This window comes from Shewanella mytili (assembly GCF_046765975.1).
Lineage (GTDB): Bacteria > Pseudomonadota > Gammaproteobacteria > Enterobacterales > Shewanellaceae > Shewanella > Shewanella mytili.
Genome location: NZ_JBKOUD010000004.1, coordinates 1 through 26,991, shown reverse-complemented (window position 1 = coordinate 26,991; position 26,991 = coordinate 1). Strand labels below are relative to the sequence as shown.

Sequence of the window (26,991 nt, the reverse complement as noted above, 5' to 3'; positions counted from 1 at the left end):
TTGCTAATAATTATTCGATGCACTGCTGCTGAATGTGGGGGGCTTCTCTGTTAATTTGGCAAGGCATTTTCGTAATACCGTATACCGAATTATAAGAGGCAATCATGAAACTTCGTCATTCCGTCGCTTGCTGCATGTGGGCGCTGGGTACTTTGGCCGCCACTGCGGCAACGGCGCAACCCTTTGCAGCGGGTTATTATCGCGCCCCTGCATTACATGACAACACGCTGGTCTTCACGGCGGAAGGCGACCTGTGGACCCAACAGTTGGGGGATAGCCGGGCGAGCCGTTTGACGAGCCTGCCGGCAGAAGAGCTGAACGGCAAAATCTCGCCGGACGGTAACACCCTGGCGTTTATGGCCAATTATGACGGCGCCCAGGAAGTATACGTGATCCCGATGCGTGGCGGGGTGGCCAAACGGGTCACTTTTGAAAACAGTCATGTAAGACTGCAAGGGTGGACCGCCAAAGGCGAGGTGCTCTATGCCACCGATAACGCCGAAGGCCCTGCCAACTTCTGGGTGTTGCGCACCGTGCAGCCTGACACCCTGACCACGCAGGACATTCCGCTGGCAGATGCGGTGCAAGGGGTTGTTGATCCCCAGGGGCAATATGTGTATTTCGTGCGCTTTGGCCTGCAGGTGACCGGCGATAATGCCAAAGTGTACCGTGGCGGTGCGGCGGGCACCTTGTGGCGTTACTCGCTGGGTAAAGACCAGGAAGCCCAGCAGCTGGCCAGCGCCCACAAGGGCTCCATCCGTTCCCCCATGTACTGGCAGCAACGGCTGTATTTCGTCTCGGATGCCAGCGGCAATGCCAATATCTGGTCCATGGCGGCAGATGGCAGCGATTTGCAACAGCTGACCCATCATCAGGATTTTGAAGTGCGCTCACCATCCCTGGACAACGGCAAAATCGTGTTCCAGTTGGGGGCCGACATCCACCTGTTGGACATTGCCAGCAAGCAGGAGCAGACACTGGATATTCGGCTGGCCTCCGATTTTTCCCAAAAACGGGAACACTGGGTAAACCGGCCGCTGCAGTATGTTAATGATTTCAATCTGGCACCGAACGGTAACAAGCTGGTGTTGACCGCCCGTGGGCATGTGGCCGTTGCCGGTACCGATGGCTCCCGCTTGGTGCAGTTGGCAACCGATGGCAGTTATCGCGTCCGCAACGGGGTGATGAGTCAGGACGGGAAGTGGATTTACGCCATTTCCGATGCTTCCGGGGAACAGGAAATCTGGCGCTATCCGGCAGATGGCAGTGATGGCGCCAAACAGCTCACCCACGATGGCCAGAACATGCGCATGAGCCTGGTGTTATCCCCGGATGGCCGCTATTTGGCCAACGATGACTACCAAGGCAACCTGTGGCTGCTGGATTTGAAAAAAGGCGGCAACAAAAAAATCATCACCAACAATGAAGGCCTTGACCCATACCGGGACATTGTCTGGTCACCGGATAGCCGCTATCTGGCGCTCACCCGCAACGAAGTGGGCAGCCCCAGACCACAGATCATGCTGTATGAACTGGGCAGTGCCAAATCGGCCTTGCTGACCAGCGATAAATACGAGTCCTTCTCTCCGGCTTTCAGCCGTGATGGCAATTGGCTGTATTTCCTGTCTAACCGGGAATTCAACAGCACACCGGATGCGCCTTGGGGCGATCGCAACATGGGGCCGGTTTTTGACAAACGGGCCAACATTTTTGCGCTAGCGCTGAACAAAAGTGCACGGTTCGCTTTTCGCCATCCCGACGAGCTGACAACAGCCGATACGGCAGAGGAAGGTGACAGCAAAGCGGATTCATCGGCCAAACTCAAGGTTGACTGGCAGGGGCTGGCCCAGCGCTTGTGGCAGGTGCCGGTAGATGCGGGGAATTTCAGCGCACTGCAGATAAGTGACAAGGGCCTGTATGTGACCGAATGGCAACTGGATGGCAAGCAGCAGTCTTTGCTGTTTATCAAATACGATGCGCTGGCGCCCAAGGCCGAAACCTTTGCCGACGGGGTGAAGGGGTATCAGTTATCAAGCGATGGCAAGAAACTGTTTGTGTTTCGCGGTACCGGTAACGGACAGATGCTGATTGTGGATGCGGGTGAAAAATTGCCCAAGGATACACAGCACAGCACCGTGCAGGTTTCTGGCTGGCAGCTGGCCATCAAGCCGCAACAGGAATGGCAACAGATGTTTGATGATGCCTGGCTGATGCACCGGGAGTCGTTTTTTGACAAAAACATGCGCGGTGTGGACTGGCAGGCCACCAAAGAGAAATATCAGCCCTTACTGGCCCGGGTGACGGATCGCCATGAGCTGGCGGACATTTTCACCCAGATGATGGGCGAACTTGATGCCCTGCATTCACAGGTGCGGGGCGGCGATTTTGCCCATGATCCCGCCACCCCGAAACCTGCCACACTGGGGGCAAGGCTGGCGCAAACAAAAGATGGCATCGTCATCAACCATATTTACCGCAACGATCCTGAATTGCCTCAACGGGCATCCCCTCTGGCGCAGCCAGGCGTGGATGCGGCGGATGGGGATGTCATCACCCAGATAAACGGCCGCAACGTGAGTCAATTGTCAGCGCTGACCGCATCCTTGCGCAATCAGGCGGGCAAGCAGGTGTTGCTGACCCTGCAACGGGGGCGCGTGAGCCATAAAACCGTGGTAAAACCCGTGGGACTCTATGCCGACAGCCAGTTGCGTTATCTGGACTGGGTGTATCACAACGCCCATAAGGTGGATGAAGCCAGCCACGGGAAAGTGGGTTATTTGCACTTGTATGCCATGGGCGGGTCTGACATCAATAATTTTGCCCGGGAATTTTACGCCAATTACGATAAACAGGGCTTGATTATTGATGTGCGTCGTAACCGGGGCGGCAATATCGACAGCTGGATTATTGAAAAATTGCTGCGCAAGGCCTGGGCTTTCTGGCAACCCACCCACGGCACGGCCAACACCAACATGCAGCAGACCTTCCGGGGGCATTTGGTGGTACTCACTGACGAGCTGACCTATTCCGACGGTGAAACCTTTGCCGCCGGCATCAAGGCCCTGGGCTTGGCGCCATTGGTGGGCAAGCGTACTGCCGGTGCCGGGGTGTGGCTGTCTGGTCGTAACCGGCTGGTGGACGGCGGCATGGCGCGGGTGGCTGAATATCCCCAGTATGCAATGGATGGCCGCTGGATAGTGGAAGGCCGGGGCGTGAGTCCGGATGTGGAAGTGGATAATCTGCCGCTGGCCACCTTCCGTGGAAAGGATGCGCAGCTGCAGCAAGCCATCAACTATCTGCAAGACAAGCTAAAATCCGAGCCCATTGCGCCCCTTAACGGCGTGATGCCCGCCCGCGGCGAAGCGCTTTCAGTGCGGCCCGAGTAACGCCGAGTAACAAAAACGCCCCGCGTTCAGGCGGGGCGTTTGATGATGCCGTAACACGTTTTAGGGGGTGTCGCACAAGCAGTTCCCGGTGCGATAACCCCCGTTTTTCCTAGAATTCGACTTCCACGATAGTGTCACTGGCCAGTGAATTGGCAATGAAGCAGTTGGCATGTGCCTTTTCGTGGATTTTTTCCAGTGTTTCCCTGTCTATTTCCGTACCTTCGGCAAAGGTCACCTGTGGTCTCAAAAAGATGTGGGTGATGGCAACCTTGCCGGATTCCTTTTTCCCCAACTCCGCCATGGGCTTGTCACAATAACTGAGCACCGGCAGGCGCTTGAGATGGGCAATGGTCAAAAAGGTCAGCATATGGCAAGAGGAGATGGCTGCCAGCAGGCTTTCTTCCGGATTCACCTTGGTTTCATTGCCTTTGTATTCGGGCGCGGAGGAAGCCTCAATGCGCTGGCCGCTGCCAAACTGAACCTGATGGTCGCGGTTGAATTCCCCTTCCGGGGCGGGGCTTGTCTCCCATGACACAGTGACATGAAAGCTCATAGTTGACTCCTGAATGACATCTAAAAAGTGTGTGTGCACTATAGCTCAGATAATGCGGCTTTGTCTTCTTTTGAGGTTTTTTATTGTTTTATAAAGATTTTTTATAAAAAAGGTGGTGCTGAGGGAAAATTGCCGCAAGCCATTGTTTGTGATAGGTGCGCACTACTTGCGCAATAACTGATATGCCGTTATAAATTCAAATGCAACAAATTAAAAACAATTTAAACAATTAGCAAACAATTGCATCTGCACAAGGAGATAGCTATGCAGGCTTTATATCAGTCAGTGGTTGCCGCGGTGGCATTAACCCTGTTTTCCGGAGCCAGTATGGCGGCCAGCGAACGTTACATCATCAAGTTCAAAGAAGGGAAGGGACCCGCAGTCAAGGCTGCACTTAAGGCACAAGGCGGCAAACTGGAGCTGGAGCTTGCCAAGCATCATGCAGCAGCGTTTACCTTGCCGGCACAAGCCTTGTATGGCATCTCCCATAACCCCAATGTGGAATATGTTGAAGCGGATGTGAAACGTTATCCGTTGGCGCAATCGGTGCCTTATGGCATTCCCATGGTGCAGGCGGACTTGCTCAGTGATGCCCAGGCCGGCAACACCAAGGTGTGCATTATCGACTCCGGCTATGATCTGGCCCATGAGGATCTCAGCGGCAACATGGTGGATGGCACCAATGATATCGGTACCGGAGATTGGTTCACCGATGAAAACCATCATGGCACCCATGTGGCGGGCACCATTGCGGCGTTGAACAATAATGTGGGTGTTATCGGCGTGAATCCCAACGGCAATCTCAATTTGCATATCGTCAAGGTGTTCAATGCTGATGGTTGGGGATACTCCTCCGGGCTGGTGGCCGCGCTTGATGCCTGTGAGGCGGCAGGTGCCAAGGTGATCAACATGAGCTTGGGGGGCAGCAGTAAAAGCCGTACCGAAGATGCCGCTTTCAGTGCCGCGCAAACCGCGGGAATTTTGAGTATTGCCGCCGCTGGCAACGATGGCAACAGCCGTTATTCTTATCCTGCCTCTTACAGCTCGGTAGTGTCGGTTGCCGCCGTTGATGAACACAAGCAGCACGCAGATTTTTCTCAATATAACAGCCAGGTGGAATTGGCCGCACCCGGTGTGGGCGTACGCTCATCTGTGCCCATGGGCAGTGCTGAAGAGGCCTCAGCCTTGGTGGCTGGCAGCGGCTATGAAGCCATTGCCATGACAGGCTCACCCCAGGGGAGTGCTGTGGGTACCTTGGTCAATTGCGGTACCGGTGAAAACCTGTGTGATGCTGCCGGGAAAATCTGTTTGATTGCCCGTGGCAACATCACTTTTGCCGATAAAGTGCTGAGCTGTGAAAACAGTGGCGGGGTGGCGGCCATTATTTATAACAACACTGCAGGCGCATTGAATGGCACCCTAAATGATGTCAGCACGGCCATTTTGTCTGTGGGGGTGAGCGATGCTGTCGGCGCCGCCATGCTGAGCCAGGTGGGTGATGAGGCATCGGTGAACATCGGCCCTGGGAATTACGCCTATTTTGATGGCACCTCCATGGCAACCCCTCATGTGGCTGGCGTAGCGGCTTTGGTCTGGAGCCACTTTCCCCAGTGTTCCAACGAGCAAATCCGTCATGCATTACAGCTGACCGCAGAGGATTTGGACAGCGCTGGCCGGGACAATTACACCGGCTTTGGTCTGGTGCAGGCCAAAGCGGCAGTGGATTATCTGGCGCTTAATGGCTGTACTGCCAATAACAATGGTGGCAGTCCCAGCAATGACGCCAAACCCTGCAAAGGGAAACGTTGCAAATAACTGTACGGCATACGGGCAAGGGGCTTGGCTGTGAGCGGTGCGAAGTTTCTTGAAGCATGGTCGTTGCCATGACTGCCATCTGAAAAACACCACGGGCCGGCGGCTGTGGTGTTTTTTTGTTTCATTTACTTCACTTTATCTTGATATAAATATCAAACACTTGCCTGCCATTATCTCCTGTTTGCTGTCAAGAGTGACCGGCAAAATATTGCACCATAAAATCTGTAACGCACGTTGCATTTCTGGGCATTAATGATTGCGCTGAATCACATAACTGCTACTGTGAGCGCTTCCTACTGGGCCCAGCAAACTGTTACTGTTGTAGCATCACGCGGCATATAACAGCGATAGCAGAAACATCTTCAGGAGATATCTGCAGATGCGTGTAAATCAACCCGTCACTCAGCAAGAAAAACAACTTTCCGATACCAGCATTCTTCTATCCACCACAGATCTGAACGGCACCATTAAATACGTGAATCAGGATTTTGTGGCTATCAGTGAATTCAGCGAGCAGGAGTTATGTGGTCAGCCCCATAACATCGTGCGCCATCCGGATATGCCGCCGGCCGCTTTTGAAAGCCTCTGGACGCGGATCAAATCTGGCAAACCGTGGATGGGCATTGTAAAAAACCGCAGTAAAAGTGGTAGCCACTATTGGGTAAACGCTTACGTGGCCCCGGTGCTGGAAAACGGCAAACTCCACGAGTTCCAGTCGGTACGCCATAGCGCCAGCCGGGAGCAGGTGGCCGCCGCCAGCGACATTTATCAGCAAATGAATGCGGGCAAAACACCCAAACAGCTGCGTCCTGCCCGGTTGGGGTTGGTTCGCAGCCTGCAGTTATCCGGTATCTGCAGTATTTTGGCTGGCGCTGCTGCAGCATGGTTTTCCCCCTGGTTGGCCGTGGTCGTGGCCGTGGTGTTATGGCTGTTGCTCAGTCAGTGGTTACTTGCGCCCTTTACGGCGCTGGTGCAAAAATCCCGCAAGGTGATTGACGATCCTTTGGCTCGCGCCGTGTATTGTGGCCGCCAGGACGAGCTGGGACAATTGCACATGGCCATGACCTATCTGGTGGAGGAAACCGGGGGCGTGATTGGCCGCATGGCCGACTCGGCGCTGGTTATCAGCGAAGAAAGCTGCAATTTGAAACAGACCCTTTATTCCAATGCGGAGCGGGCAGAAGGGCAAAGCGAACAAACCCGGCAGGCGGGCGCGGCCATGTCAGAAATGGCGGCCAGTTTCAACGAGGTTGGCAATAATGTGCAAAATGCCACCACGGAGATGAGCGCCAGTTTACAGGCCACGCAAACCGGTCACGACAGTTTGCAAAAAGTGGTTGCCGCCATTGGTGACGTGAATCAGCGGGTACATGACTTTGCCGAGCTGGTGGCTTCCATTCAAAAAGACAGCGCGGCCATTAGCGAGGTGCTGGATGTCATTCACGCCATTGCGGATCAAACCAATTTGCTGGCATTGAATGCCGCCATTGAGGCTGCCCGCGCCGGTGAGGCCGGCCGGGGATTTGCCGTGGTGGCGGATGAAGTGCGCCATCTTGCCAGCCGTACCAGTGAGTCCACCAGCCACATTGAAAACATCATCAAGCAGTTTCAGCAAACCACCGTCAATGCCGGCCATCAGATAAAGGCTGGCGAAACCGAAGCCCAGCGTTCGGTGGAACTGGCAGAAGAAGCCAATCAGGCATTTGAAGCCTTGAAGCATTCCATTAATCGCCTTGGTGAAATGAGTGAAGCCAATGCCGCTGCATTGCAGCAACAAACACTGGTGGCCGAAGAAATCAACCGCTCCATTGTGCTGATCAGTGATTTGGCCAAAGAAAGCAGCCAGCAAACCCAGCACGCGGTGGAACGCAGTGAACAGGTGAGCCGGTTGTCAGTGAAAACCCGCCACCTGTCCGAGCAATTCTGGAACCAAAGCGTACAACGCAATTAATGATTTGGTGATATTTTGCGCGAACGGCGCGATTTACTGAGCCCATTGTCGATTTTATTGGCAATGGGCTCTTGTGTTTTTATATAAAAGCCCCAAGCTCTATAGTCAGTCAATGGAAAAGGGAAAGACATATGAAAATTCAAATTTCAGGTCATCATGTTGAAGTAACCCCCTCTGTACGCGCTCATGTGGAAGAAAAGTTTTCTAAAATTATCAAACACTTTCCTGGGCTTATTGGATTCGATGTGATTATTGCCAAGGAGCATGGCCAGTATCAGGTAGACATTCGCACCAACTATGAAGGGGTGGCTGTTGCCGCTGCCGGCAGCGATGAAGTGATGTATCCGGCCATTGCCGTGGCGCTAAAAAAACTGGAAACCGCGCTCAAGCACAGAAAAGGCCAACTGAAAGCTGATTTGCATGAAAAGCCCGAGTGCACCACCCCATCCATTGCCCATGAAATCATTCAGGAAATGGATCTGTCCAAATAATCCTTGTACCGTCATGGGAAAAGGCCGCTAAGCGGCCTTTTTTTTGCGCCGCAGCATGCAATGCGCCCGCCCGTGAGCGTTTTGCGGTTTCCTTTACCATCCCCCATCTTTAGCGAAAGTCTAATAAGGAATTTTCAGGCAACTCATTGCTGTGTGGTTTAAGCTGAAATATCAATAACAAGTCTCATGTTCATCAAATATTTCAGGGGAATATATGCCAACCATGCAACGTCCTTGGCCGTTTATTGCCGGTATCACCTGTGGCATCTTTTTGTTGGCGGCAGGGCTGTTATTCTTTCGCGAAGGTTTCATGTGGCCATTATTGGGCACTTTGCTGCTGTTGCTGGCCCTGTGCTTGCTGTATTGGCAATTGCGCCCTGAGGCGGCTGCAACGACTGACGTCCAGGATAATGCCATACAGCAGCAGGCATTACAGCGGGTGGCCAAAGATGCCAGTCGCATTGCCATTGGCGGCGCTGAAGTGTCCCATTTGGTGGATGGATTGCAGCATAACATCGAGGGTTGCGGTGAGGCCGCCAGCCAGATAGCCGTTGCAGCCAATCAGCTTTCGGCCACCACGGTAACGCTCAGTGAACATGCCGAGGCAGTATTGTTGCAGGCCGAGCATGCACAGCAGCTCAGTCTGGAAGGACGTCAGCATGCGTTATCCGGCGTGGCTGCCATCAACACCCTGAGCCATGATGTGGACAGTGCGGCCGACAAAGTGATGCAGTTGCAACAACAGGCTGATGCCATTGGCCAGATCACCGAGGTAATCGACAGTGTTGCAGCGCAAACCAATTTATTGGCACTGAATGCCGCCATTGAGGCGGCGCGGGCGGGAGAGGCCGGGCGAGGGTTTGCGGTAGTGGCAGATGAAGTGCGCAGTCTGGCGGCAAAAACGGCCGATGCCACCCAGGACATTGGCCGCATGTTGGGGCAAATCCGCCAGGATAGCGAGCAAACCTCCGCCTTGATGCAAACCGTGGTACAGGGCACCGCTACCACGGTCAGCATGGTATCAACGCTGGAGCAGCGTTTTGACGGCATTGCCAACGGTGTAGCTCAATCAACCCAGGCCTTGGCGCAAATTGAAACGGCGTTGCGGGAATATCGCGACAGCACCGGTGAAATATCCGCCGCCATTGTCAAAATCAGTGATGCGTTGGCTGAAACCGGGCAACGCAGCCAGCAGATAAGCCTGCAGGCGTTCGAGTTTTCAAAAACCACCGAAGGCATTTTCCTGGCCTTGCGGCACTGGGATACCGGCACCTTTGAGCAACAGGTTCTCGCTGAAGCGCAGCAAGCCGCCCATGCCTGCGGCGAGTTATTGGCTCAGGGACTGGCCACCGGCAAATTCACCCAAGAGCAACTGTTTGCGCCCCGTTATCAGCGTATGGGAAAGGTGGTGCCGGCAAAATATGCCACGGCATTTGACCATTACACCGATGCCACGTTTCCCGCGGTTCAGGAACCCATATTGGCAAAATACGAACAGGTGGTGTATGCCGGCGCGGTAGACAGGAAAGGCTATTTCCCTACCCACAACCAGCGCTTTAGCCAGCCGCTGACCGGGGATGAAGCCCATGACACGTTGCATAATCGCAGCAAGCGCATATTCGATGATGCCACCGGCAGCCGTTGCGGTCAGCATACCGAGGCGATGCTCTTGCAAACTTATAAGCGCGATACCGGAGAGGTCATGCATGATCTGTCTGTGCCCATTTATGTGAACGGTCGGCATTGGGGTGGCTTTCGCATTGGTTTTCATGCCTCGTAACAGAGACTGCACTGGGTAATGACGGCACCTAAAGGTGAGGCAATGTTAGCTCTGGTGAATGTGTGGCATTAAGCCATAAAGTGGATGACGCCAGATAAGCGCGTATTGATATGCCGGGGACCATGGCCGCGGCGGGCTCATCAGTGCGGCGGGCGTTGGCCGGATGATTTGCGGCATTTGGGTGGATTGCAGCATGGCGCCATAATGCGCCAGAATTTGCTCATAACGGCCGTCTTCCATCATCAGTTTGAGGCCGTCATTGAAAGCATCGATTAAGACTTTGCCGTCAGGGTTATTGCGCCCGGCAGCAATATACAGATTTTGTACCGTGAGTGGCGGCCCGGTAAATTGATAATGATCCGCAAGCTTAAGCTGATAAAAATGGTAGCTGGCCACAATCTCGTCTTCCAGCGTCAAATCCAGTCGCTTGGCTGCCAGCATGCGCAAATTGCCCCGCAGGTTCTGATGGGGCTCGCGGATGAAATCATGGCTGTCAGCAAACGCTCCGGTATAACTGTAGTCCCGGATAACGCCAATGCGCTTGCCCTTGAGTGATGCCAAATCGCGATATTCAAAAGGATCATCAGAGCGTTTGATAAACCGCAGCCGGTTTTGTAGGTAGGGGTTGGAAAACAACAACTGTTGTTGCCGGTCAGGGGAGTGCCAGGCGGCGAGCAGCAAGTCTGTTTTGCCATCGGCAACATCCTTTATTGCCCGCGCCCAGGGCTTGATAATCACTTGCAGGTGCACGCCCTGGCTGGCAAGTGCCGTGGCGATGATTTCCAGCGCCAGGCCGCTGTTGCCATCAGCGCTGACAAAAGGCGGCCAGGCATCATTGGTGACAGACGCCACCGAGGGCAGGGGCTTTTTCGCCACTGCTGGCAACGGGGCGTTAAGTGTGGTCAATAGCAGTAATGCTATCAATGAGAGCCTGCCCTTCATAACCACACTCCGCCAGATTAACCTTTGTCGTTATCGCGAAGTATAGCAAGATTGGCTGCGGCTGTACCCAATACGCTGTGTAACGGAAAGTGTCCCCGTTTGTCGGCGTGGCCGGCTTCCATGTCACACAGAATGCTCAAGGCATCGCTTACATGTTCCACACTCCAGATGTGGAACTTGCCTTTGGCTACTGCATCCACCACGGCTTTTTTCAGCATCAGGTTATTCACGTTACTGGCGGGAATAATCACCCCTTGGGTATGCTTGCGCCCCTTGAGCTGGCACACATCAAAAAAGCCTTCTATTTTTTCATTCACCCCGCCAATGGGCTGGGCTTCGCCAAATTGATTCATGGAGCCGGTAATGGCGATATCCTGGCGAATGGGCATATTGCTTATGGCTGACAAAATGGCGCAGCATTCCGCCATGGAAGCGCTGTCGCCATCCACGGAGGAATAGGATTGCTCAAACGTGAGTGAGATGGTCAACGGTATGGCCTGGGTTTTTCCCAGCAGGTTATTGATGAAAGCCGATAAAATCCACACCCCTTTGGAGTGGATTTTGCCCCCCAAGCGGGCTTTATGTTCAATATCCAGCACTTCACCCTTACCAAAGCTGGTGCTGGCGGTAATGCGGTTTGGCATGCCGAATTGATGATCGCTGGTGGCAATCACTGACAGCGCATTAATCTGTCCCACGGCACTTCCTTTCACGTTAAGGAGGTTGGTGCCGTTGCTAAAGCCCTGCATGAGCTGATCCCGCAGTTTCGACACCCGCTGTTCCTGTTGGTTGAGTGCCTGTTCCACATGGATGGCCCGGATGGTTCTGGCGTTGGCCGATTTGGCGCAGTAATGGCTTTCTCGCAGCAAATTGGCCACGTTGGCAGAATGCAGGGATAACAGGGTTTGATCGTCCGCCTGACGGGAGCTGTACTCAATAATGCGGGCAATGGCGCTGTTGTCGCAGGGCAGCAATTGGTTGTCATGCACAATGGAGGCAATAAACCGTGCATATGACCCTTCCACCTGGGCGCTGCGGGGCATGGTGTCTTCAAAATCCGCGGTAACCCTGAAAAGCTCGCAAAAGTCAGGGTCGTAATACTGCAGTAGCTGGTAAGTCTGGTAATCCCCAAACAAGACGATTTTCACATCCAGCGCAATGGGCTGGGGTTCCAGGGAAACGGTACCTGACAGCGACACCTGGCGCTCCAGTGAGTTCAAATCCAGCGTGCGGGAGCGCAGCGCCCGTTTCAGGCCGTCCCACACATAAGGGCGCTCGAGCACCTTGATGGCATCCATCAGCAGTACCCCGCCATTGGCATGGTGCAGGCTGCCGGCGCGGATCAGCGAGAAATCGGTAAAAACGGTGCCGCGAAAGGTGGCGTTTTCCACATAGCCAAACAGGCCGTGATAAGTGGGGTTTTCTTCCACCACCACCGGGAATTGCGCCGCTTGGCTGTCTTGGGTTACCAGCAGGTTTACCTGGTAACGCCGGGGCATTTTTTTCTCCAGTGACGCGTAGGCCAGCCCCAGTTGGTCTTCACTTTGCTCCAAAAAGATATCCAGATTCCTCAGCATGTCTTTTTGCATGGCGCTTAAAAAATTGCGGACTTCCGCAATGGTGCGGTATTCATCCTTGAGCGGCTTGAAAAAATGGCCTAACACCTCCCGGGCCACCTGTTCGTCATGCTGTTGCTGTTTGGTACTGAACTCCTCTTCCCACTCGGTGAGTTGCCGAACAATGCCCCGCAGGCGGGATTCCAGATGGCGAATGCTGTCATCAAATTGCTGGCGTTCAGACTCCGGCAAGGCGGCATAGCTTTCTTCGGTATGGGGTTCTTCACCGTTAAGGGCCGTCAGTTGGTAATCGCCATCGGGATTAATGGTCAGGCGGACATGTTTTTCTTTGGCTTCGGTTGCCAGTTCAGCCAAGGTGGCTTCTTGTCGCTGGGCCAGCTGGGTTTTCAGCTTGTCTGCCCGGCGGTAATACACTTCGTTGTCAAAGGCCAGCGGCAGCGCCTTGACTAACCTGAGCACGGTTTTTTCCACTTCCTTTTTAAACTGGGCACCGCTTCCGGCAGGCAATGCCAAGACCTGTGGCGTGCGGGGCTCGTCAAAATTGGCCACATAGCACCAGTCACTCAAGGTTTGCTGTTGGGGATGACGCTTGAGATAACGCAGCATCATGGTGCGCTTGCCCAGACCACTGCGGCCGATGGCAAAAATGTTGTAGCCCTTGTCACGAATGGACATGGCAAACTCAACGGCACTTTGTGCCCGCTGTTGCCCGATAATATCGTCAAGGGGGGCTAAATCCCGGGTGGTTTTGCAGTCCTCCAGCAAGCTGAGGTCGGCATGGCGGTACAATTGTGAGGCGTTAAGGACGGCGGTAGCCATGAAAGCATCCTTGTTAATCATCATTCAGGCATGGTGTATAGACAATAAAGGGCTGTGTATGGCAAAGCAAATGCCCCGCAAGGATTTGCTGTTGTTTTGTGCAATCCTGAGTGGTTGTGGCCAGATGATTGCAGATAAGAGGCATGAATGCAGCAGTTGCCGAAAGCCCGTAAATAGGTAATGATTTTGCCTGTTATAACGGCGCCTTTTGTGAGGGTAGGGGTTTATGTCCAAGTTTGAACGGATACTGGAAAACTGGTTGTTTCGATCGCGGTGGCTGTTGGCCCCTTTTTTCGTGGGGTTGATGCTGGCGGTGTTTGCCTTGCTGCTGAAATTTTGCAAGGAGCTGTATTTTTTGCTGGCGGGCATTTTAAGCGGCACCCCGGAGGAGTCCATCGTGAGCATACTGACGCTGGTGGACACCGCCTTGCTGGCGAGTTTGTTACTTATCATCGCCTTTAGCGGCTATGAGAATTTTGTATCCAAAATGTCGGTGGATGATCATGAAGACCGTCCTGCATGGATGGGCAAGGTGGGATTTTCCGATCTTAAACTCAAACTGATTGGCGCCATTGTGGCCATTTCAGCGGTAGAGCTGTTAAAGGCGTTTGTGGCGGCAGGCGAGCTGAGTCATGCAGAGCTCGGCTGGAAGGTGGGGATCCATTTGGCGTTTGTGATTTCAGGGGTGCTGTTTGCGGTGACAGATGCCATTGCCGATCGCCCGAACAAACATTAAGCCGCCCCTTGCGGTAAGCGCAGCGAATGTCGGCCATTAAACGTGTAACGATGGTTATCCATGATTGACTGGCCGTGCCGGGGCAACGCCCTTGTGGCCATGTCGGTTCCCATCGCGCCATGCTCGGGTGTTTTGCCATTATCCATCAGACAATGCGATTGGCGTTGTCACATCATGATTTTCACTTTCAAGAAAACATCATTTGCTTAACTACCTTGTTACACGTCACAGGCAGGCTTGCTTGGCGATGCAGAGGTTATGTGAACTGGCGCATTTTATGACCAAAAACACCACGGGCATCGCAATTATTTTCCCTACATGAAAAAAAACTCCTAAAGAAAATTTTAATGAAATGTGAATAACTCGTGGCCGATCACATTTACCCTGCCGTAAACCATCTAACCTAATTTTGCCATTAAGTGGTTGATTTAAATAGTTTTAATTATCTTAAATTGGCATTTTACAAAGTGTAAATTGCAATATGTAGAATAACAAAATGTGGGGTGATGAACATGAACGTAAATCGACGTCAGGCGATGGGGCAGATTATCGGCTTAGTTGGTGTTGCTGCTGGTGGGGGCATCATGGCAACCGCAATGGCGGCAGAAACTTGCCCAGGGGATAATGCGATTGGCGTAGGTAGTGATGGTGGCGATTTGGGGGCAAATCTGCTGACCTACGTTAAAGTTGATCCCATGGCAGTAGCTAAACGCGCTTATGAAGGCTACGGTCGTGGTGGCTGCATGTATGGGGTATTTGATGCCATCATCAAGGAATTGGCAGCGCAAGGCCATGAAGATGCCTGCAATTTTGCCGCAATTCCTACCAACATGACCGTATATGGTGGTGGTGGTGTCGCGGGTGTGGGCTCTTTATGCGGCTGCTTGAATGCGGCAGCCATGGCCGTGAACATGCTGGCCGGGGTTGATCGTACAAAAGTGATCCGCTCGGTTTACCATTACTATGAAAGCGCCTCCATGCCTCGGGGTGATGCCGCGTTTTTGACAGCCATCGGGGCGCCTACCCGTACTGATGATGCCGGTGAGTTGTTAACACCTGACAAAATCGGTCAGTCTGTAGCCAAATCCGTACTGTGCCATACATCCGTAACGCTATGGTCCAAAGCCAGCGAGTATGGTACCGGTCACAAGGCCAAACTGGAACGTTGTGCCCAGGTGACAGCAGAAATTGCCTACGTCACTGTGGATTTCCTCAACAAAGCCATGGATAACGCCTTGGATGTGGCTACCGCTGCAGCAGGCAATGCGGATTGTGCCGAGTGTCATGGCAGTACCAAACGTGAGCCGGATGTTTATTTCGGTACCGATGTTAACTCTCAAATGGAATGCCAGACATGCCATAGCGAGCATGATGTATCTTCTGGCCTGACAGGTGCCCATGCTGATTTCACTTGCAGCGACTGCCACTAGGAGGCTGTGATGAAATACCAAGGTCTGATTGTGATGACAGCGCTGTTGGCGCTGGGGGGCTGCGGTGGTTCGGATGATGATAACAGTGCGGTGACCCCGCCAACACCTGAGCCGACTTACGTTTCCATTAACGATGCCACCAGTCTGAAGGTGAGCGTGGACGGTGTGGATGCGGTCACCAAGGCCATTACCTTCTCGCTCAGCACTGATGCCGGGGTGGCCGTGACCGATGCAGGTGCCAATTATTCGGTGATGTACCTGAATTTCCCAGAGGAGCAGGTTTCCGCATTTTCCATTCCCTGGCATAACGGCGTGCGTTTTACCTGCAGTGAAGGCAATGACTGTAGCGGTACGTTGGCTGCTACCGAAACGGCCGGGCAATACCTGTTTACACCAGGGAGCCTGGAAAAGTTGGGGGATGCAACAGGGCAACTTAAACTGGCCATCAACATTGCCGGCACTTTGGCACAAGCCCAAACCGGATTGGTGGAGCCTCCGGCCCCCAAGGGATGATGCTTACGATAAACAGCGCTTGATGTTGAGATAAGGCATCATCATTCATTGTTATGATGAGTTTGTCATCAAACCGTTGTTATTAGCAGTCGTTATTGAAAAAGCGCCCGGCTTATGCCGGGCGCTTTGTTTTTGCCACTTCATGCCAACACCATATTGGGTCTTGCCAAGCGGGTGCCGCTAACCATGATGCTGGTGATGTTGTCTTGGCAATGCTCCCGGGTGTTCGTGGTTACAGGCCAACTGCTCGGCTAGCGTTTCGGCCGGGGTAAAACCGCGAAACGCTGCAATCACGTTACCTTGTTGCAGCAACAAGGTAATGGGCGTTGCCGGTATTCCGCCCAAATCCGCAATCAGGTTTCTTGGCGCCATATAACCCGGATAGGGAAATTGCAGGTTAAAGAGCGCCTTTTTCAGTGCCAGCTTATTGCCATTGACCCCTAATGCCACCGGATGAATAAAAGCGCATTGTTGATGCAACTTGTCCAATGCTTTTGCCTGTTTGTGACACCAGGGACAATCGGGTTTAAAGAACATCACTGCCACCGTATTCCCCGGCAAGGTTGCCAGGGAGGTATGGTGCTGACCGCGCAAATCCTGCAGTAGGTACTCGGCTTGTTGCGGGGCTGCCAGTGCCGGGAAAACGCTAATCCCGACGCTGAGCAGCAGTAACCGGATGACTCGATTCATGGTGATTAAAAGTCCATTTTCAGGCCGATGTAGGCTTCTCTGCCACGTAACGGGCCATAGATGTAAGCCACGTCAAAATTGCCGTCGCCGTCGTAGAATAACGGGCTGTCGCTATCGTTAACCTGGGTGTAATCCAGCAAGTTGGAAGCCCCGACATACAGCGACATGGTGTCGCTAAGATGGTAAGTGGCTTTAATATCCAACGTGTAGTATGAGGGGGCATCGGTGGATTTTTTCGATGTCGGGTCCACGCTGCCGTCTGCCAGCAGCCGGTTATAGCCTTCATAACCAAAGTCATTCAAGTCACGGCTGCCAATCCATACCAGGCTGCTGTAAATGTCCCAACCTGCCACGTCCCAGTCCACGGCAAAGGTCACCCGCTGTTCTACCGGCGCAATGGCATAAGAGGATTTGAACGTGTCGTCGTAGTTAAAGTTTTCCAGGGTTAAATTGAGTGTCAGGTTGTCCAGTAGCTGATAGCCAAGCGCCAGATCCGATGCCACAACGCTGGCATCTTCATCCATCTGGGTCAGTAATGGAATGCCGTTGCTGTCGGTGGTCAGCGAGGCTAGGTTGGCCACGCTGGTCCAGGCAATGGAGCCGGTGGCGGTGAGGGCGTCGCCTTCGAAGTTCAGGGAGTAATTGGCTGATTTGGAGCGCTCCAGCGAGTCAATATCGATTTCAAACCCCAGGGAGCTGTCCAGAATGCCGTGGTCAGATTCGAAAAATGACAATGGCGCCCGGTAACCGCGTCCGGCAGACAGTCTGGATGTCCACTGATCATTGTGGTGATAACGGATATCCACCCGTGGTGAGATGATGCTTTCATCCAGCTCGGTGCCGGGTTTTTGCGGATCGGTAAAATCCGCCTTTACCTTGTCCAGCCGCAGGGCAAGCGACACTTCCATATTGTCCATGGCGCGCCAGGTATCCTGCAGGTAAATGCCGGAGACATCATAATCAAAGGAGTCGGCAATATAATCAGGATTGATGGATCCGGCATTGGAGTATGAGCGCATCTCTTCGGTACGGTAATCCGCGCCCAAGGTCACCAGATGGTCATCGGTGAGGGTATAGTTCACTCGGGCATCATAAAACAGCATGGTATCTTTATTCGAATAATCAAAGCCTTCGTAAAAAGAATCCTGCTTATGATCCGCATAGCTCACTGACATGTGAGAGTTGAGCCGTTCGTTCCATTCCCGCAACCAGCTTAAGGATGCTTCATTGCGCTTGGTTTTGATCCACTCGGTGGTTTCCCAGGCATTGCCGGTAAAGCGGTTGCGTACATCCTGACCATCAAACAGGGCGGTGTTTTCGCTGCCATTGTCAGCAAAACTGCGTAACACTCCGCCAATGCTGTGGGCCGTGCCGTCAGCAAAGTCAGCGCCCAGCATGGGGCCGCCAAACACTTCAGAGCTGACATTGGCCACCCGCAGGGCCAGGTTGTCGCTCATGCCGATATCATGGGACACCCGGGCGGTAAAGTTGCGGTTATCCTGCATGGGGGATTCGTTGACGTTATTGTCATCCGCATCGTATTGATCGCGATAATCGTATTGGGCAATCAAGGTGGCGCGGGTCATGCCGTCTTCACTGACCCCTTTGCCCAAAAAGCCTGCTTTGCGATAACCGTTTTCCCCCATGGACAGGTCAACGGATACGCCGTTTTCCGTGGGCTCATAACTGACAATATTGATAACGCCACCAATGGCTTCTGGTGCCACCAGTGACGCTCCTGCGCCGCGGGCCACCTCAATGCGCTCAATGCCGGTAGTGGGAATGGCATCAACCGCATAAAAACCGGAGACCATGGTTTGAGTGGGCAAGCCGTCAACCAAAATGGTGGTTTGTTCACCTTTCATGCCGTTGAGCATGACCCGTTTAACGCCACACATGGAGCATTCATTGGATACCTTGACACCTGGAGAACTGTCGATGGCTTCAGTAAGGTTTACCGCGTTCTTGTTTTCAATGGATAACGCGCTGACAACCTCGGTTTTCACAATGGTATTGGCTAATGTCCCGGCTTGCTCAAGGCGCTGTTTTACACCGGTTACGGTAATTTTTTCAATGTTGGCAGCGGGCGTTTGGTTGTGCTTGTCATTATCGGGTAACGTTTGTGCTTGCAGATTACCGGAAACGAATGAGGCAATAATGCTCAATAAAAACATCTTATTCATGATGCCAATACCTTTAATATTAAAAATGAGAACGATTATCATTAGGTTTTGAGCATATTAACATTAAATTTTGGTTAAGGTTAGTGATAAAATTCACAAAATTTACAGGCGTCAGGGATGGCAAGGCCAACATAACCACCGCATTTTCAGGTGCGCACATGGTTTGTTGAGTGGGAGATGGGGAGCTTCGTTGCACTTCATGACAACGGGGATTTTCATTTGTGGGGCAAGCAATCTCGAGAGCCATGATGAATTTACCCAGCGCCAATGCTGGGTAAATTACAGGGTTAAATTAGAAGGCTAAATCAAAAGGCTACGGGGCCTGAGCCGGTAGCCATGGCGCTTATTGTTGGCGCCGTTGGCGACAACCTGCAATGAGTAACAGCAAGCACAAGATGGGGAGCGTCATGCTGCCCCCGTTTTTGTTCAGCATGATAGGTTTGCATGGCCCAGCAATCACGTTTCCGGCCGGGCTGCTGGTGCCATCGATGGTTTGGGCAATAACACTGAACTCATAATCATTGAAATCATCTGCGGCAAAATCCGTAATATTGAGCTGGATGAATCCGGGTTTGCTGCTGGTGTTGGGGTCAGGATAACCTGATGCATCCACGTTAACCGTTAATGCATCCTGATGCCCATCACCGTTGAGTTTTTTCCAACTGACAATATAGCGCGCAATGGTTCGGCCTTTACCATCTACCGGTGCCCAGAACACATCAACCTGGTGGTCGCCGGGCACGGCGCTGGGGGCGGGTGCAGCAAGCTCGCCATAGGAGGTTACCTCTACCAAATTGCTCCACGGGCCCACATTGGTGCTATTAACCACCCTGACAACAACAGCATATGGGGTACCGTTGACTAGGCCACGTATTGAGCCGCTATTGGTTGGTGTGGTGCCCATGGTGTCAAGCGTACCGGGGCAGGTACCATCCTGTGGTGCGTGAGGCATGGCTGTCAGCAGAGCAAAGCACACGTCATAATGGGTGGCGTCACCTGACGCCAAGGCGCGGGGCGTGGTCCAGGATAATGTGGCTTCCGTATCGGCAATATTGAGCAGCGTTAAATACGGCGCCGTATGAGTCTGGATGGCACCTGCATTACGACGGCCATTTTCATCATAACGGGCATTTCCCAGCACATCGTTTTCAATAGGATTACCCTTGATGTCCACTAATTCATTGGTCTCACCATTGGCGGCATTGGGCACAATATCAATCAATGGTCCTAAGGTTACGCCATCGCCCAATAGCGGTGTGATATTCTGTGGTGCTTCAGAAAAGAGCAGTTCCACCACATTGGTGACCGTAGGCATGGCTTGGGAAGTCGTAATCAAGTTGGGCTGTTGAGTGAGGGTTTTTAGCGCTTCCGCCGTTTGTAGGTTAGTAGGCTGGATGAAGGTATATTCATCGGCGAATATTGAAGAACTGTCATACGCCGTGAGCAGGGGTTGTTGCTCTTCCCCATAGTTTGGCAGGCGAACTTGAACAATGGATGATACAAAAACGATTGCCCCATCATTAAATGCCATGATGGGCGAACGATAGGTAAAATCTCCCCAAGGCCAGTTTTCATTGACACAGGTGCTTTCGAACAATGTCTTGTCACAGCTGGTGTGCCCAAAAGAAATCGTGGAGGCAGACACCGCCAGTGTGCCGTTATCCACATATACCCAATCCCGGTCTCTGCCATTTATCCGGCCTTCCTGATATAACACAGAGTTGTTAAAGGTAAAACTACCGTCACGTAAAAATAGCCCGCCGCTGTTATGGAATTGGCTGGAGGTAATGTTGACATCACCGCTCCAGGCAATGGCCGCTTTTTGGAAGTTATTATCAAACAACGAATTGTTAATGGTCAGGGTGGATGCTTTAACAGCACTGGGCCCCGTGTTTTGCAGTAGCCCCACCACTAACGGCGGTAATGGACTCCATAACTTGGCGATTTGAATTCTTGAATTCGTCAGCGTGACATCGGCTCCGGGTTTGGCCAATACCGCAGGCCTAGAACAGGCATAAAGGCTGGTAATATGATCTGCAAAAACCCGCGTCATCTGCAATGTTGCATTATCCTCCACCTCGGCAATCATTGAGAACTTACTGAGAAAAAGATCAAATATTTCAACGTTAATTCCACTGTTATCCTGCTCGTAAGCGCCAATCTGAAATAGCCCACGACTTTCACCGATAATGATCCCCCTAGGGCAATCTTCTGTATCTGCGTTAATAGGACTGAGTATATCACCGGCAGATAGCCATTCATTTTGGCCATAAAAACGTGCAAAATTGCCATTGATTTTTACAGAGTCGGTAATTTCCAGATGGAAAGGATTTGGTGTATCGGCGCCATCACAGCCATAAATGGAAAGCCCGCCTTCAATCTCAATGGTGTCCACCCCGGGATTGGCATTGGCCATGGCAATGGCTTCCGATATGGAGTTCGCACCGTTACACGATGATGAGGTAACCGGGTAAGTGTCGGACTTTGCCGTAGGTGAAAATACCATCAGTACAGTGCATAGCAACAGTGTCAGAAATTGCGTGTAAGACATAAGTGACCCCATCCTTTGTCAGATAAATTATTTATACCGATAAAAGCGTAGTCATTTTTTAAGATTACGCGAGCCACATACTGTTTTTATGTTCAGAATAAATTTTTAAAACAGGTACTTATTGCCATAATCATATAATTTACGGCAAATAAAGGTTCCCGTGATTTTAATGGGCAGATAACCACTGTATTTTCAGCATGATTGCATTAGCCGTTGTCATCATGAAGCGATTGCAATAAGTCTGTTTGTTTTTGACAGGGGAATGCGTGCATTAAAATTTTCATAGCCTCCAGTCGGAGTTTGCCACTGCTAATGAGTGTCCGTTTTAATTGGGGGCTATTACACTGATAGCCATGTTGGGTACACCATATTATCGAAGTGAAAGCTGTGTACCCTTGGGAGTACCCAAAAATCAAAGATTAGTAGGACCTCATAAAACGTCGTTGAACTGTAAGTTATTGATTGTACGTTGCTACAGGCAATAAAAAAGACGTCCGGAGACGTCTTTTTTATCTGATTTGGTGGAGGCGGCTTATGTCAAACCCCCATTACCTAACTACCTGATTTCCCTTCGGAACCGACAGTGGGTTATGTAGCACACAGTGTAGCACATCCTCAAGTGATGATTAAGGACTCTTGCTCTGCCCCTCGGACATAATATTTCGTGTAAAAGGCTCAAAATCTTCAAATCTTACATATTTTTGATTCATCACAGTATTTACATGGTAAATACAATAATATTCAATATATTACATTATGGAATATCAGATAACGGAAGTCAGTATGAGTGAAGCTTCAAAATGGTGGGAAATACGCACACCTCGGTCGGTCGACAATCTAAGGCTTTGGATAGATAATCCCAGATTGGATCCAATAGAAAACCATGAAACGCTGAATGATTTTGTTGAAGATCTGCTGTCTGACAATTCCGAGCGGGATGAATTTATCGCACTGGTCAAGTCCATTGCCGAAAGAGGGTTTCAATCATTCGACCCTGTAGTTGTGTGGAAGGATGATAAGGGACGGTTTGTTGTCGCTGAAGGCAATCGCAGAGTCTTAGCTTTAAAGCTTCTTAGAAAACCTGAAAGTGCCCCTCAGTCAATTAGTCGGTTTATTCGAGAGCAGTCTCGATTGATTGATCGAGATAGCATCGAAAAGATTAAAGTGTGTGTTGCCCCTTCATACGAAGAGACTCGGTGGTACATCCTACAACGCCATTCTACAGGCTCACTACTCAAGAAATGGCAACGTTTGCAGCAACAACGCTTCATCCTCAACGCTTATGAGGAGCAGAATGAGGACATTGATGCAACAGCTAGCGCTACAGGGATGAAGCCTGGTGAAATTAATGAAGCACTTCGATTTGTCTGCATTAGAAATATTGCGACCCGTAACGAAATTACGTCAAAGCTAAGTCTTGAAGAAAGAGAGCAGGTTTATAGCCATAAGATTAGTATGACAATCTTGGAGCGTTGGTTCAGCCGAAAGTTAATTCGTGAAAAATGGGGACTTGATTTTCAAGATATGACTGTGGTGATTAAGTCGGAATTGAATAGCTTCTATAGCGCCTATGCTCAGTTTTTGAAGATCATGCTTAATCCTTCAGACAACATTTTAGGATTTCCCATTAATACCCGTACCATAGACCAACGCTTTGACGAAATATTCAATGTACTGCCGCTAGTGAAGTTTCCTTCTGATGGTAGTAGTGTCATCGTCACTCCTGAGAAATTTGATGCGGATAAGGAAAGAGAGGGGATGAAGACCCCAGCGGAAGAGGGGAGTAGCGAGTCCGCACAGCCTTCTGATGGTCAAGCCACTTCTGACGGTGACGCAGAAAAGCAGGGAAAATCTGCCATTATAAAAAGGTTGACTGCAAATCCTGATCGCAACCAGATGGCATCTTCTTTTTACTCAATAAATGTAACTAGTTACAAGCTGAAAGCTCTATTTAATGAACTTCAAGTGTTACCAGTAAAGCGCTATAAAAACGTATCTGCCTCAAGTTTAAGGGTGTTCCTTGATTTATCTGTGGATGAATATATTAAAGTTAAGGGCCTAGAAAGTGATATCGCTGCGAGAGAAAAGTGTGCTTATCCAGAAGTTTCGCTAATAAAACGTCTAAGATTTATTCAATCGGATCATATTCAAGATAGAGAAGCTAAAAAGGTCGTTGCGGAGCTATTGACCCATAGCAATGACCACAGCTTGAACACGCTGAATGATTATGTTCATGGCACTAAAACGCACAAAACCAATCATAGATTTATCAATGGATTCTGGGATATGCTTACGCCGCTTTTGGCGGAACTTATTGATTTGAAGGAAAAGTGATGTTTTATTCACCGCTCAGATATCCAGGTGGGAAGTCCAAGTTAACCGCATACATACTTGAGACCATAAAAATCAATGAGTTGGATGGTGGTGTCTATGTAGAACCATTCGCTGGCGGTTGTGCTATCGCGTGGTATCTATTGCTCGAAGGACATGTAAGCAAAGTTTGGATTAACGACTTAGATAACGCAATTCATTCCTTTTGGTACAGTGTCCTATACCGCACAGATGAACTTTGCGAATTGATCAGAGAAACGGACGTTACTATTGACGAGTGGTTTAGGCAGAAAGAAATCTATGCTAACGATACGGATGTATTAAGACTAGGATTTGCAACTTTTTTCCTTAATCGTACTAATCGTTCTGGAATCCTAAAAGGGGGGGTTATCGGCGGGATTGAGCAAAATGGGAACTATCTGCTTGATTGCCGTTATCCTAAAGATGCCCTTATCGAAAAAATTAGGGCAATCGCCGAACGGGCCCCTGATATCCATCTGACAAATTTAGATGCCACTCAGTTTATAGACGAATATTTGCCAAGCATTGAAGGAAAATGCCTAGTGAATATTGACCCGCCTTATTATGTAAAAGGTAAAGGGTTATATCAGAACTTCTATGAGCACAATGATCATTATCGGCTTTTTGAAAGCGTTCGTAGGATAAGACATCCTTGGATCGTTACTTATGATGATACTCCTGAAATATTAGGTATTTACTCGGAATTTGAGCCACAAGTTTTCGGGCTGACCTATACGGCCCAAACTAAACGCAAGGGATCTGAACTCATTGTCCATAGCCCTACGTTGGTTAGAGCTGATTATAAGCCTGATGTCACATTTGCAGAGCTAAAGCGAAGCAAGAGGAGAAAAGGCGAACAGTAGTACAGTTCAGGCTACTGTTGCCAGTTCGTTTCTAATTCGTTTTCGACAGTTGTTTCAATATCCTTTGTACACTTGAAACGCTGATGTTTAACTCTTTCGCTATCTCAGTTTTAGGTAGTTTTTGTTTGGCTAGTTCTAGAACATCATTAGACTTGGCCATGGCAGTTGCAGCTCGACCTTTGTAGTGGCCTCGTTGCTTGGCTAGCGCAATTCCTTCAGCTTGCCGTTCCAGCATCAACTCTCGTTCAAATGTCGCTATTGCCCCCACCATGGTTAGCATTAGTTTTCCGGTAGGCGTACCAGTATCAATCCCTAGGTTCTGGATTTTCATTGTGACTTTCTTGGTGGCTAGAAACTCTGCAATTTCCAGAAGGTGACGGGTATTCCTTGCCAGTCGGTCTAACTTGGTGACGACGACTGAATCACCTTCACGTACGAACTCTAGCATCAGCTTGAGCTGTGGGCGGTCATCCTTAGCGCCGCTGACTTTCTCCTGAAATACCTTATCGCATGTACTCAGGGCGGCGAGCTGGGCGTCTAGGCTTTGTCCTGTGGTTGATACTCGGGCATATCCAATGGTTGCCATAATGGCTCTCCTTAGTTGGTCAATAGGGTCTAGGTTCACTGACCAAACGTGTCAAAAGTCGGAAATGAACCCATGTGACACGGTTTTAGCGTCCGTTCTTGCTATGTCACATGGGCTTGGTCTATTGACCTGTACGGTGAGGGCTTAGGAAATCTCCTCATCGTCTGGGTCATGGCCTTGTTGGCGATTAACCCAAGGATCTTCACCTGACAGATATGCGTCAGCGAATGCTTGGATTAGGATTGGCACGATGGTCAGTAGTGCGGCTTTAGCGACCTGCTTCATGAGTTCGTTAATGACGGTTCTCCTTGTTATCTCATAGGCAGCACAAAGGTCTTACAGTGCCTATTGCTGCATTGGTGGGTTAATCCCAAGTGATGGTTATCTGGAACGTATCGTTGTTCAGATAGCTGCGGAAGTTGGCTTCCCATATCCGATAGATACCGCTGAAGTTTCTAAGGGGATGAATACCAACAAATGCCTGATACCCCTGTCCGGTGGTGAAGTTGAAATCGATATCCTTTACCAGCTCAGGGTAGGGGCGGCCAAAGTAGCCAAAGTCAGTGATGTAGCAGATGTGCCAATAGCTGTTCGTAGGACTGGGCTCTATGCGGATCTCGACAGGATGAAAACCACCCGATTCGGGCGAGTTGTCAGGGTCACGAAAGTTAAGCGTGACGCCTGTCTGCGAGGCGGCTGGTGGTTTCTCTGCAAGTAAGGCCATAAGTTTTGCCACCAGCATTCTAGTAACGGGCAGCCAGCGTCTTGCGGGTTGAGCGTTAATGACTATCTGCTTGTCACTCATAGCCACCCCCGCTCGGCAAACGATATAGCATCCAGATGACCAATCACGAGATGATCCAGCACGGGAATATCTATGGTCGCTAGTGCCACGGTAATCCCCCCGAATATTACCGCTGCAGCGTTCCTAGAGAGCGTCAGCTTGACGACTTCTCTGGGATATACCGATGCTGCGTCTATGGTGCCGTAGAACAGTTCTTCGTAGCGAATAAGCCGATGCTGACTGTCCAGCAGCAAAACGGCAAAGTGTAGTGGCATACTGAATTTGGCCATCTAATTAGAGCTGCTATGATGGCGGCATTAGAAAGTTAGGTGACAAAATGACAAAGAAACAAGGCCCAAATTTCAGCCCTGAATTCAGACTGGAAACAGCACAACTGGTAGTTGATCAGGGTTATACGAATAGAGAAGCGGCTGAAGCGATGGGCGTTGGTTATTCAACGCTGGGCAAATGGGTTAAACAATTGCGAGAAGAGCGTGCGGGGAAAACCCCTCAGGCCTCACTTATGACGCCTGAGCAACGCGAAATTCGTGAATTAAAGAAGCAAATTGAACGCCTTGAATTAGAAAAGGAAATTTTAAAAAAGGCTTCTGCTCTGTTGATGTCGGACTCCATGAAACACTCTCGTTAATCGAGAAACTGAACCAGAGCAATAAGCGCCGTTATTCGGTTAATCATTTGTGTGCGGTACTGGATGTCCACCGTAGCACGTTTAAATACTGGCAACAGCGCGATAAGCGACCATCGCCGGAAGCTATCCGTCTGCGTAGCTTAGTACGTGAAGCATATCGACTGAGTGGAGGTTCTGCCGGGGCCAGAACCATCTCAGACATTATCACAAACGATGAGTCTCACGACATTACACTTAGCCGATACCGTGCAGGCAAGCTCATGAAAGCACTGAGTTTATTCAGCTGTCAGTTGCCAAAACATACTTACAGGAAAGCTACTCAGGAACATGTTGCTATTCC

Annotated in this window: 18 protein-coding genes and 2 pseudogenes; 11 read left to right on the top strand and 9 right to left on the bottom strand. The window is 50.9% G+C overall.

Annotation, left to right across the window (positions count from 1 at the left end; all coding sequences use genetic code 11):
* Positions 1-104 precede the first annotated feature (104 nt).
* Entirely contained in the window at positions 105-3,386 is a 3,282-nt protein-coding gene (locus ACIDEJ_RS05695) for a S41 family peptidase (RefSeq protein WP_411987126.1), read from the top strand.
* A 109-nt stretch (positions 3,387-3,495) separates the two neighbouring features.
* Here ACIDEJ_RS05695 and ACIDEJ_RS05690 read toward each other — a convergent pair whose 3' ends face one another.
* Positions 3,496-3,939, bottom strand: coding sequence for an OsmC family protein (locus ACIDEJ_RS05690; RefSeq protein WP_411987125.1), 444 nt, complete (start codon positions 3,937-3,939; stop codon positions 3,496-3,498).
* Between the two features lie 264 nt (positions 3,940-4,203).
* Here ACIDEJ_RS05690 and ACIDEJ_RS05685 point away from each other — a divergent pair, with 264 nt between their 5' ends.
* The 4 genes from ACIDEJ_RS05685 (at position 4,204) to ACIDEJ_RS05670 (ending at position 9,976) form a co-directional block, all read left to right on the top strand.
* The gene (locus ACIDEJ_RS05685; RefSeq protein WP_411987124.1) at positions 4,204-5,754 is read left to right on the top strand and encodes a S8 family serine peptidase; all 1,551 of its coding nucleotides are present in this window, start codon (positions 4,204-4,206) and stop codon (positions 5,752-5,754) included.
* A 379-nt stretch (positions 5,755-6,133) separates the two neighbouring features.
* Positions 6,134-7,705: a methyl-accepting chemotaxis protein gene (locus ACIDEJ_RS05680; protein WP_411987123.1), complete on the top strand. Its 1,572-nt coding sequence runs from the start codon at positions 6,134-6,136 to the stop codon at positions 7,703-7,705.
* A 131-nt stretch (positions 7,706-7,836) separates the two neighbouring features.
* Positions 7,837-8,196, top strand: coding sequence for a ribosome hibernation-promoting factor, HPF/YfiA family (hpf, locus tag ACIDEJ_RS05675; protein ID WP_411987122.1), 360 nt, complete (start codon positions 7,837-7,839; stop codon positions 8,194-8,196).
* 214 nt (positions 8,197-8,410) lie between these two features.
* A complete protein-coding gene (locus ACIDEJ_RS05670; RefSeq protein WP_411987121.1) occupies positions 8,411-9,976 on the top strand; it encodes a methyl-accepting chemotaxis protein in 1,566 nt (521 codons plus the stop codon).
* Between the two features lie 45 nt (positions 9,977-10,021).
* Here ACIDEJ_RS05670 and ACIDEJ_RS05665 read toward each other — a convergent pair whose 3' ends face one another.
* Both ACIDEJ_RS05665 and ACIDEJ_RS05660 read right to left on the bottom strand, forming a co-directional pair.
* Entirely contained in the window at positions 10,022-10,918 is an 897-nt protein-coding gene (locus ACIDEJ_RS05665) for a substrate-binding periplasmic protein (protein WP_411987120.1), read from the bottom strand.
* Positions 10,919-10,935: 17 nt separating this feature from the next.
* Entirely contained in the window at positions 10,936-13,314 is a 2,379-nt protein-coding gene (locus tag ACIDEJ_RS05660) for a Lon protease family protein (RefSeq protein WP_411987119.1), read from the bottom strand.
* A gap of 226 nt (positions 13,315-13,540) precedes the next feature.
* On the opposite strand from ACIDEJ_RS05660, the gene ACIDEJ_RS05655 reads away from it, so the two are divergent.
* The 3 genes from ACIDEJ_RS05655 (at position 13,541) to ACIDEJ_RS05645 (ending at position 15,993) form a co-directional block, all read left to right on the top strand.
* The gene (locus ACIDEJ_RS05655) at positions 13,541-14,050 is read left to right on the top strand and encodes a TIGR00645 family protein (RefSeq protein ID WP_411987118.1); all 510 of its coding nucleotides are present in this window, start codon (positions 13,541-13,543) and stop codon (positions 14,048-14,050) included.
* Positions 14,051-14,562: 512 nt separating this feature from the next.
* Positions 14,563-15,480 carry a cytochrome C gene (locus ACIDEJ_RS05650; protein WP_411987117.1) on the top strand — a complete coding sequence of 306 codons (918 nt, stop codon included), beginning with the start codon at positions 14,563-14,565 and terminating at the stop codon, positions 15,478-15,480.
* A gap of 9 nt (positions 15,481-15,489) precedes the next feature.
* Positions 15,490-15,993: a hypothetical protein gene (locus ACIDEJ_RS05645; RefSeq protein WP_411987116.1), complete on the top strand. Its 504-nt coding sequence runs from the start codon at positions 15,490-15,492 to the stop codon at positions 15,991-15,993.
* A gap of 180 nt (positions 15,994-16,173) precedes the next feature.
* Here the strand turns inward: ACIDEJ_RS05645 and ACIDEJ_RS05640 are convergent, their stop codons facing one another.
* The 3 genes from ACIDEJ_RS05640 to ACIDEJ_RS05630 all read right to left on the bottom strand — a co-directional run bounded on the left by ACIDEJ_RS05640 (position 16,174) and on the right by ACIDEJ_RS05630 (position 21,417).
* Positions 16,174-16,683 (bottom strand): TlpA family protein disulfide reductase, encoded by a 510-nt coding sequence (locus tag ACIDEJ_RS05640; protein ID WP_411987115.1) that lies wholly within the window; start codon positions 16,681-16,683, stop codon positions 16,174-16,176.
* A 5-nt stretch (positions 16,684-16,688) separates the two neighbouring features.
* Complete coding sequence (locus tag ACIDEJ_RS05635) at positions 16,689-18,866, bottom strand: TonB-dependent receptor plug domain-containing protein (protein ID WP_411987114.1); 2,178 nt, start codon at positions 18,864-18,866, stop codon at positions 16,689-16,691.
* Between the two features lie 343 nt (positions 18,867-19,209).
* Entirely contained in the window at positions 19,210-21,417 is a 2,208-nt protein-coding gene (locus ACIDEJ_RS05630) for a fibronectin type III domain-containing protein (protein WP_411987113.1), read from the bottom strand.
* A gap of 783 nt (positions 21,418-22,200) precedes the next feature.
* Between ACIDEJ_RS05630 and ACIDEJ_RS05625 the strand changes: the two genes are divergently transcribed.
* Entirely contained in the window at positions 22,201-23,751 is a 1,551-nt protein-coding gene (locus ACIDEJ_RS05625) for a ParB N-terminal domain-containing protein (RefSeq protein WP_411987112.1), read from the top strand.
* Positions 23,751-24,632 carry a DNA adenine methylase gene (locus ACIDEJ_RS05620; RefSeq protein WP_411987111.1) on the top strand — a complete coding sequence of 294 codons (882 nt, stop codon included), beginning with the start codon at positions 23,751-23,753 and terminating at the stop codon, positions 24,630-24,632. Before ACIDEJ_RS05625 ends, ACIDEJ_RS05620 begins: the two co-directional genes overlap by 1 nt.
* 31 nt (positions 24,633-24,663) lie before the next feature.
* Here ACIDEJ_RS05620 and ACIDEJ_RS05615 read toward each other — a convergent pair whose 3' ends face one another.
* The 3 genes and pseudogenes from ACIDEJ_RS05615 to ACIDEJ_RS05605 all read right to left on the bottom strand — a co-directional run.
* Complete coding sequence (locus ACIDEJ_RS05615) at positions 24,664-25,218, bottom strand: recombinase family protein (protein WP_411987110.1); 555 nt, start codon at positions 25,216-25,218, stop codon at positions 24,664-24,666.
* A gap of 364 nt (positions 25,219-25,582) precedes the next feature.
* Complete coding sequence (locus ACIDEJ_RS05610; RefSeq protein ID WP_411987109.1) at positions 25,583-26,023, bottom strand: DUF2787 family protein; 441 nt, start codon at positions 26,021-26,023, stop codon at positions 25,583-25,585.
* Positions 26,020-26,265, bottom strand: a pseudogene (locus ACIDEJ_RS05605) (JAB domain-containing protein); the annotation flags it as partial. The pseudogene ACIDEJ_RS05605 and the gene ACIDEJ_RS05610, both read right to left, overlap by 4 nt.
* A gap of 74 nt (positions 26,266-26,339) precedes the next feature.
* Here ACIDEJ_RS05605 and ACIDEJ_RS05600 point away from each other — a divergent pair.
* Positions 26,340-26,991 (top strand): annotated as a pseudogene (locus ACIDEJ_RS05600) (transposase); the annotation flags it as partial.

Bases quoted from the DNA above. Each gene is read 5' to 3' on its own strand.
- ACIDEJ_RS05630 (WP_411987113.1), bottom strand. From the start codon at position 21,417: ATGTCTTACACGCAATTTCTGACACTGTTGCTATGCACTGTACTGATG.
- ACIDEJ_RS05660 (WP_411987119.1), bottom strand. From the start codon at position 13,314: ATGGCTACCGCCGTCCTTAACGCCTCACAATTGTACCGCCATGCCGAC.
- ACIDEJ_RS05695 (WP_411987126.1), top strand. From the start codon at position 105: ATGAAACTTCGTCATTCCGTCGCTTGCTGCATGTGGGCGCTGGGTACT.
- ACIDEJ_RS05680 (WP_411987123.1), top strand. From the start codon at position 6,134: ATGCGTGTAAATCAACCCGTCACTCAGCAAGAAAAACAACTTTCCGAT.
- ACIDEJ_RS05655 (WP_411987118.1), top strand. From the start codon at position 13,541: ATGTCCAAGTTTGAACGGATACTGGAAAACTGGTTGTTTCGATCGCGG.
- ACIDEJ_RS05635 (WP_411987114.1), bottom strand. From the start codon at position 18,866: ATGAATAAGATGTTTTTATTGAGCATTATTGCCTCATTCGTTTCCGGT.
- ACIDEJ_RS05665 (WP_411987120.1), bottom strand. From the start codon at position 10,918: ATGAAGGGCAGGCTCTCATTGATAGCATTACTGCTATTGACCACACTT.
- ACIDEJ_RS05640 (WP_411987115.1), bottom strand. From the start codon at position 16,683: ATGAATCGAGTCATCCGGTTACTGCTGCTCAGCGTCGGGATTAGCGTT.
- ACIDEJ_RS05620 (WP_411987111.1), top strand. From the start codon at position 23,751: ATGTTTTATTCACCGCTCAGATATCCAGGTGGGAAGTCCAAGTTAACC.
- ACIDEJ_RS05685 (WP_411987124.1), top strand. From the start codon at position 4,204: ATGCAGGCTTTATATCAGTCAGTGGTTGCCGCGGTGGCATTAACCCTG.
- ACIDEJ_RS05625 (WP_411987112.1), top strand. From the start codon at position 22,201: ATGAGTGAAGCTTCAAAATGGTGGGAAATACGCACACCTCGGTCGGTC.
- hpf (WP_411987122.1), top strand. From the start codon at position 7,837: ATGAAAATTCAAATTTCAGGTCATCATGTTGAAGTAACCCCCTCTGTA.
- ACIDEJ_RS05645 (WP_411987116.1), top strand. From the start codon at position 15,490: ATGAAATACCAAGGTCTGATTGTGATGACAGCGCTGTTGGCGCTGGGG.
- ACIDEJ_RS05650 (WP_411987117.1), top strand. From the start codon at position 14,563: ATGAACGTAAATCGACGTCAGGCGATGGGGCAGATTATCGGCTTAGTT.
- ACIDEJ_RS05690 (WP_411987125.1), bottom strand. From the start codon at position 3,939: ATGAGCTTTCATGTCACTGTGTCATGGGAGACAAGCCCCGCCCCGGAA.
- ACIDEJ_RS05615 (WP_411987110.1), bottom strand. From the start codon at position 25,218: ATGGCAACCATTGGATATGCCCGAGTATCAACCACAGGACAAAGCCTA.
- ACIDEJ_RS05670 (WP_411987121.1), top strand. From the start codon at position 8,411: ATGCCAACCATGCAACGTCCTTGGCCGTTTATTGCCGGTATCACCTGT.
- ACIDEJ_RS05610 (WP_411987109.1), bottom strand. From the start codon at position 26,023: ATGAGTGACAAGCAGATAGTCATTAACGCTCAACCCGCAAGACGCTGG.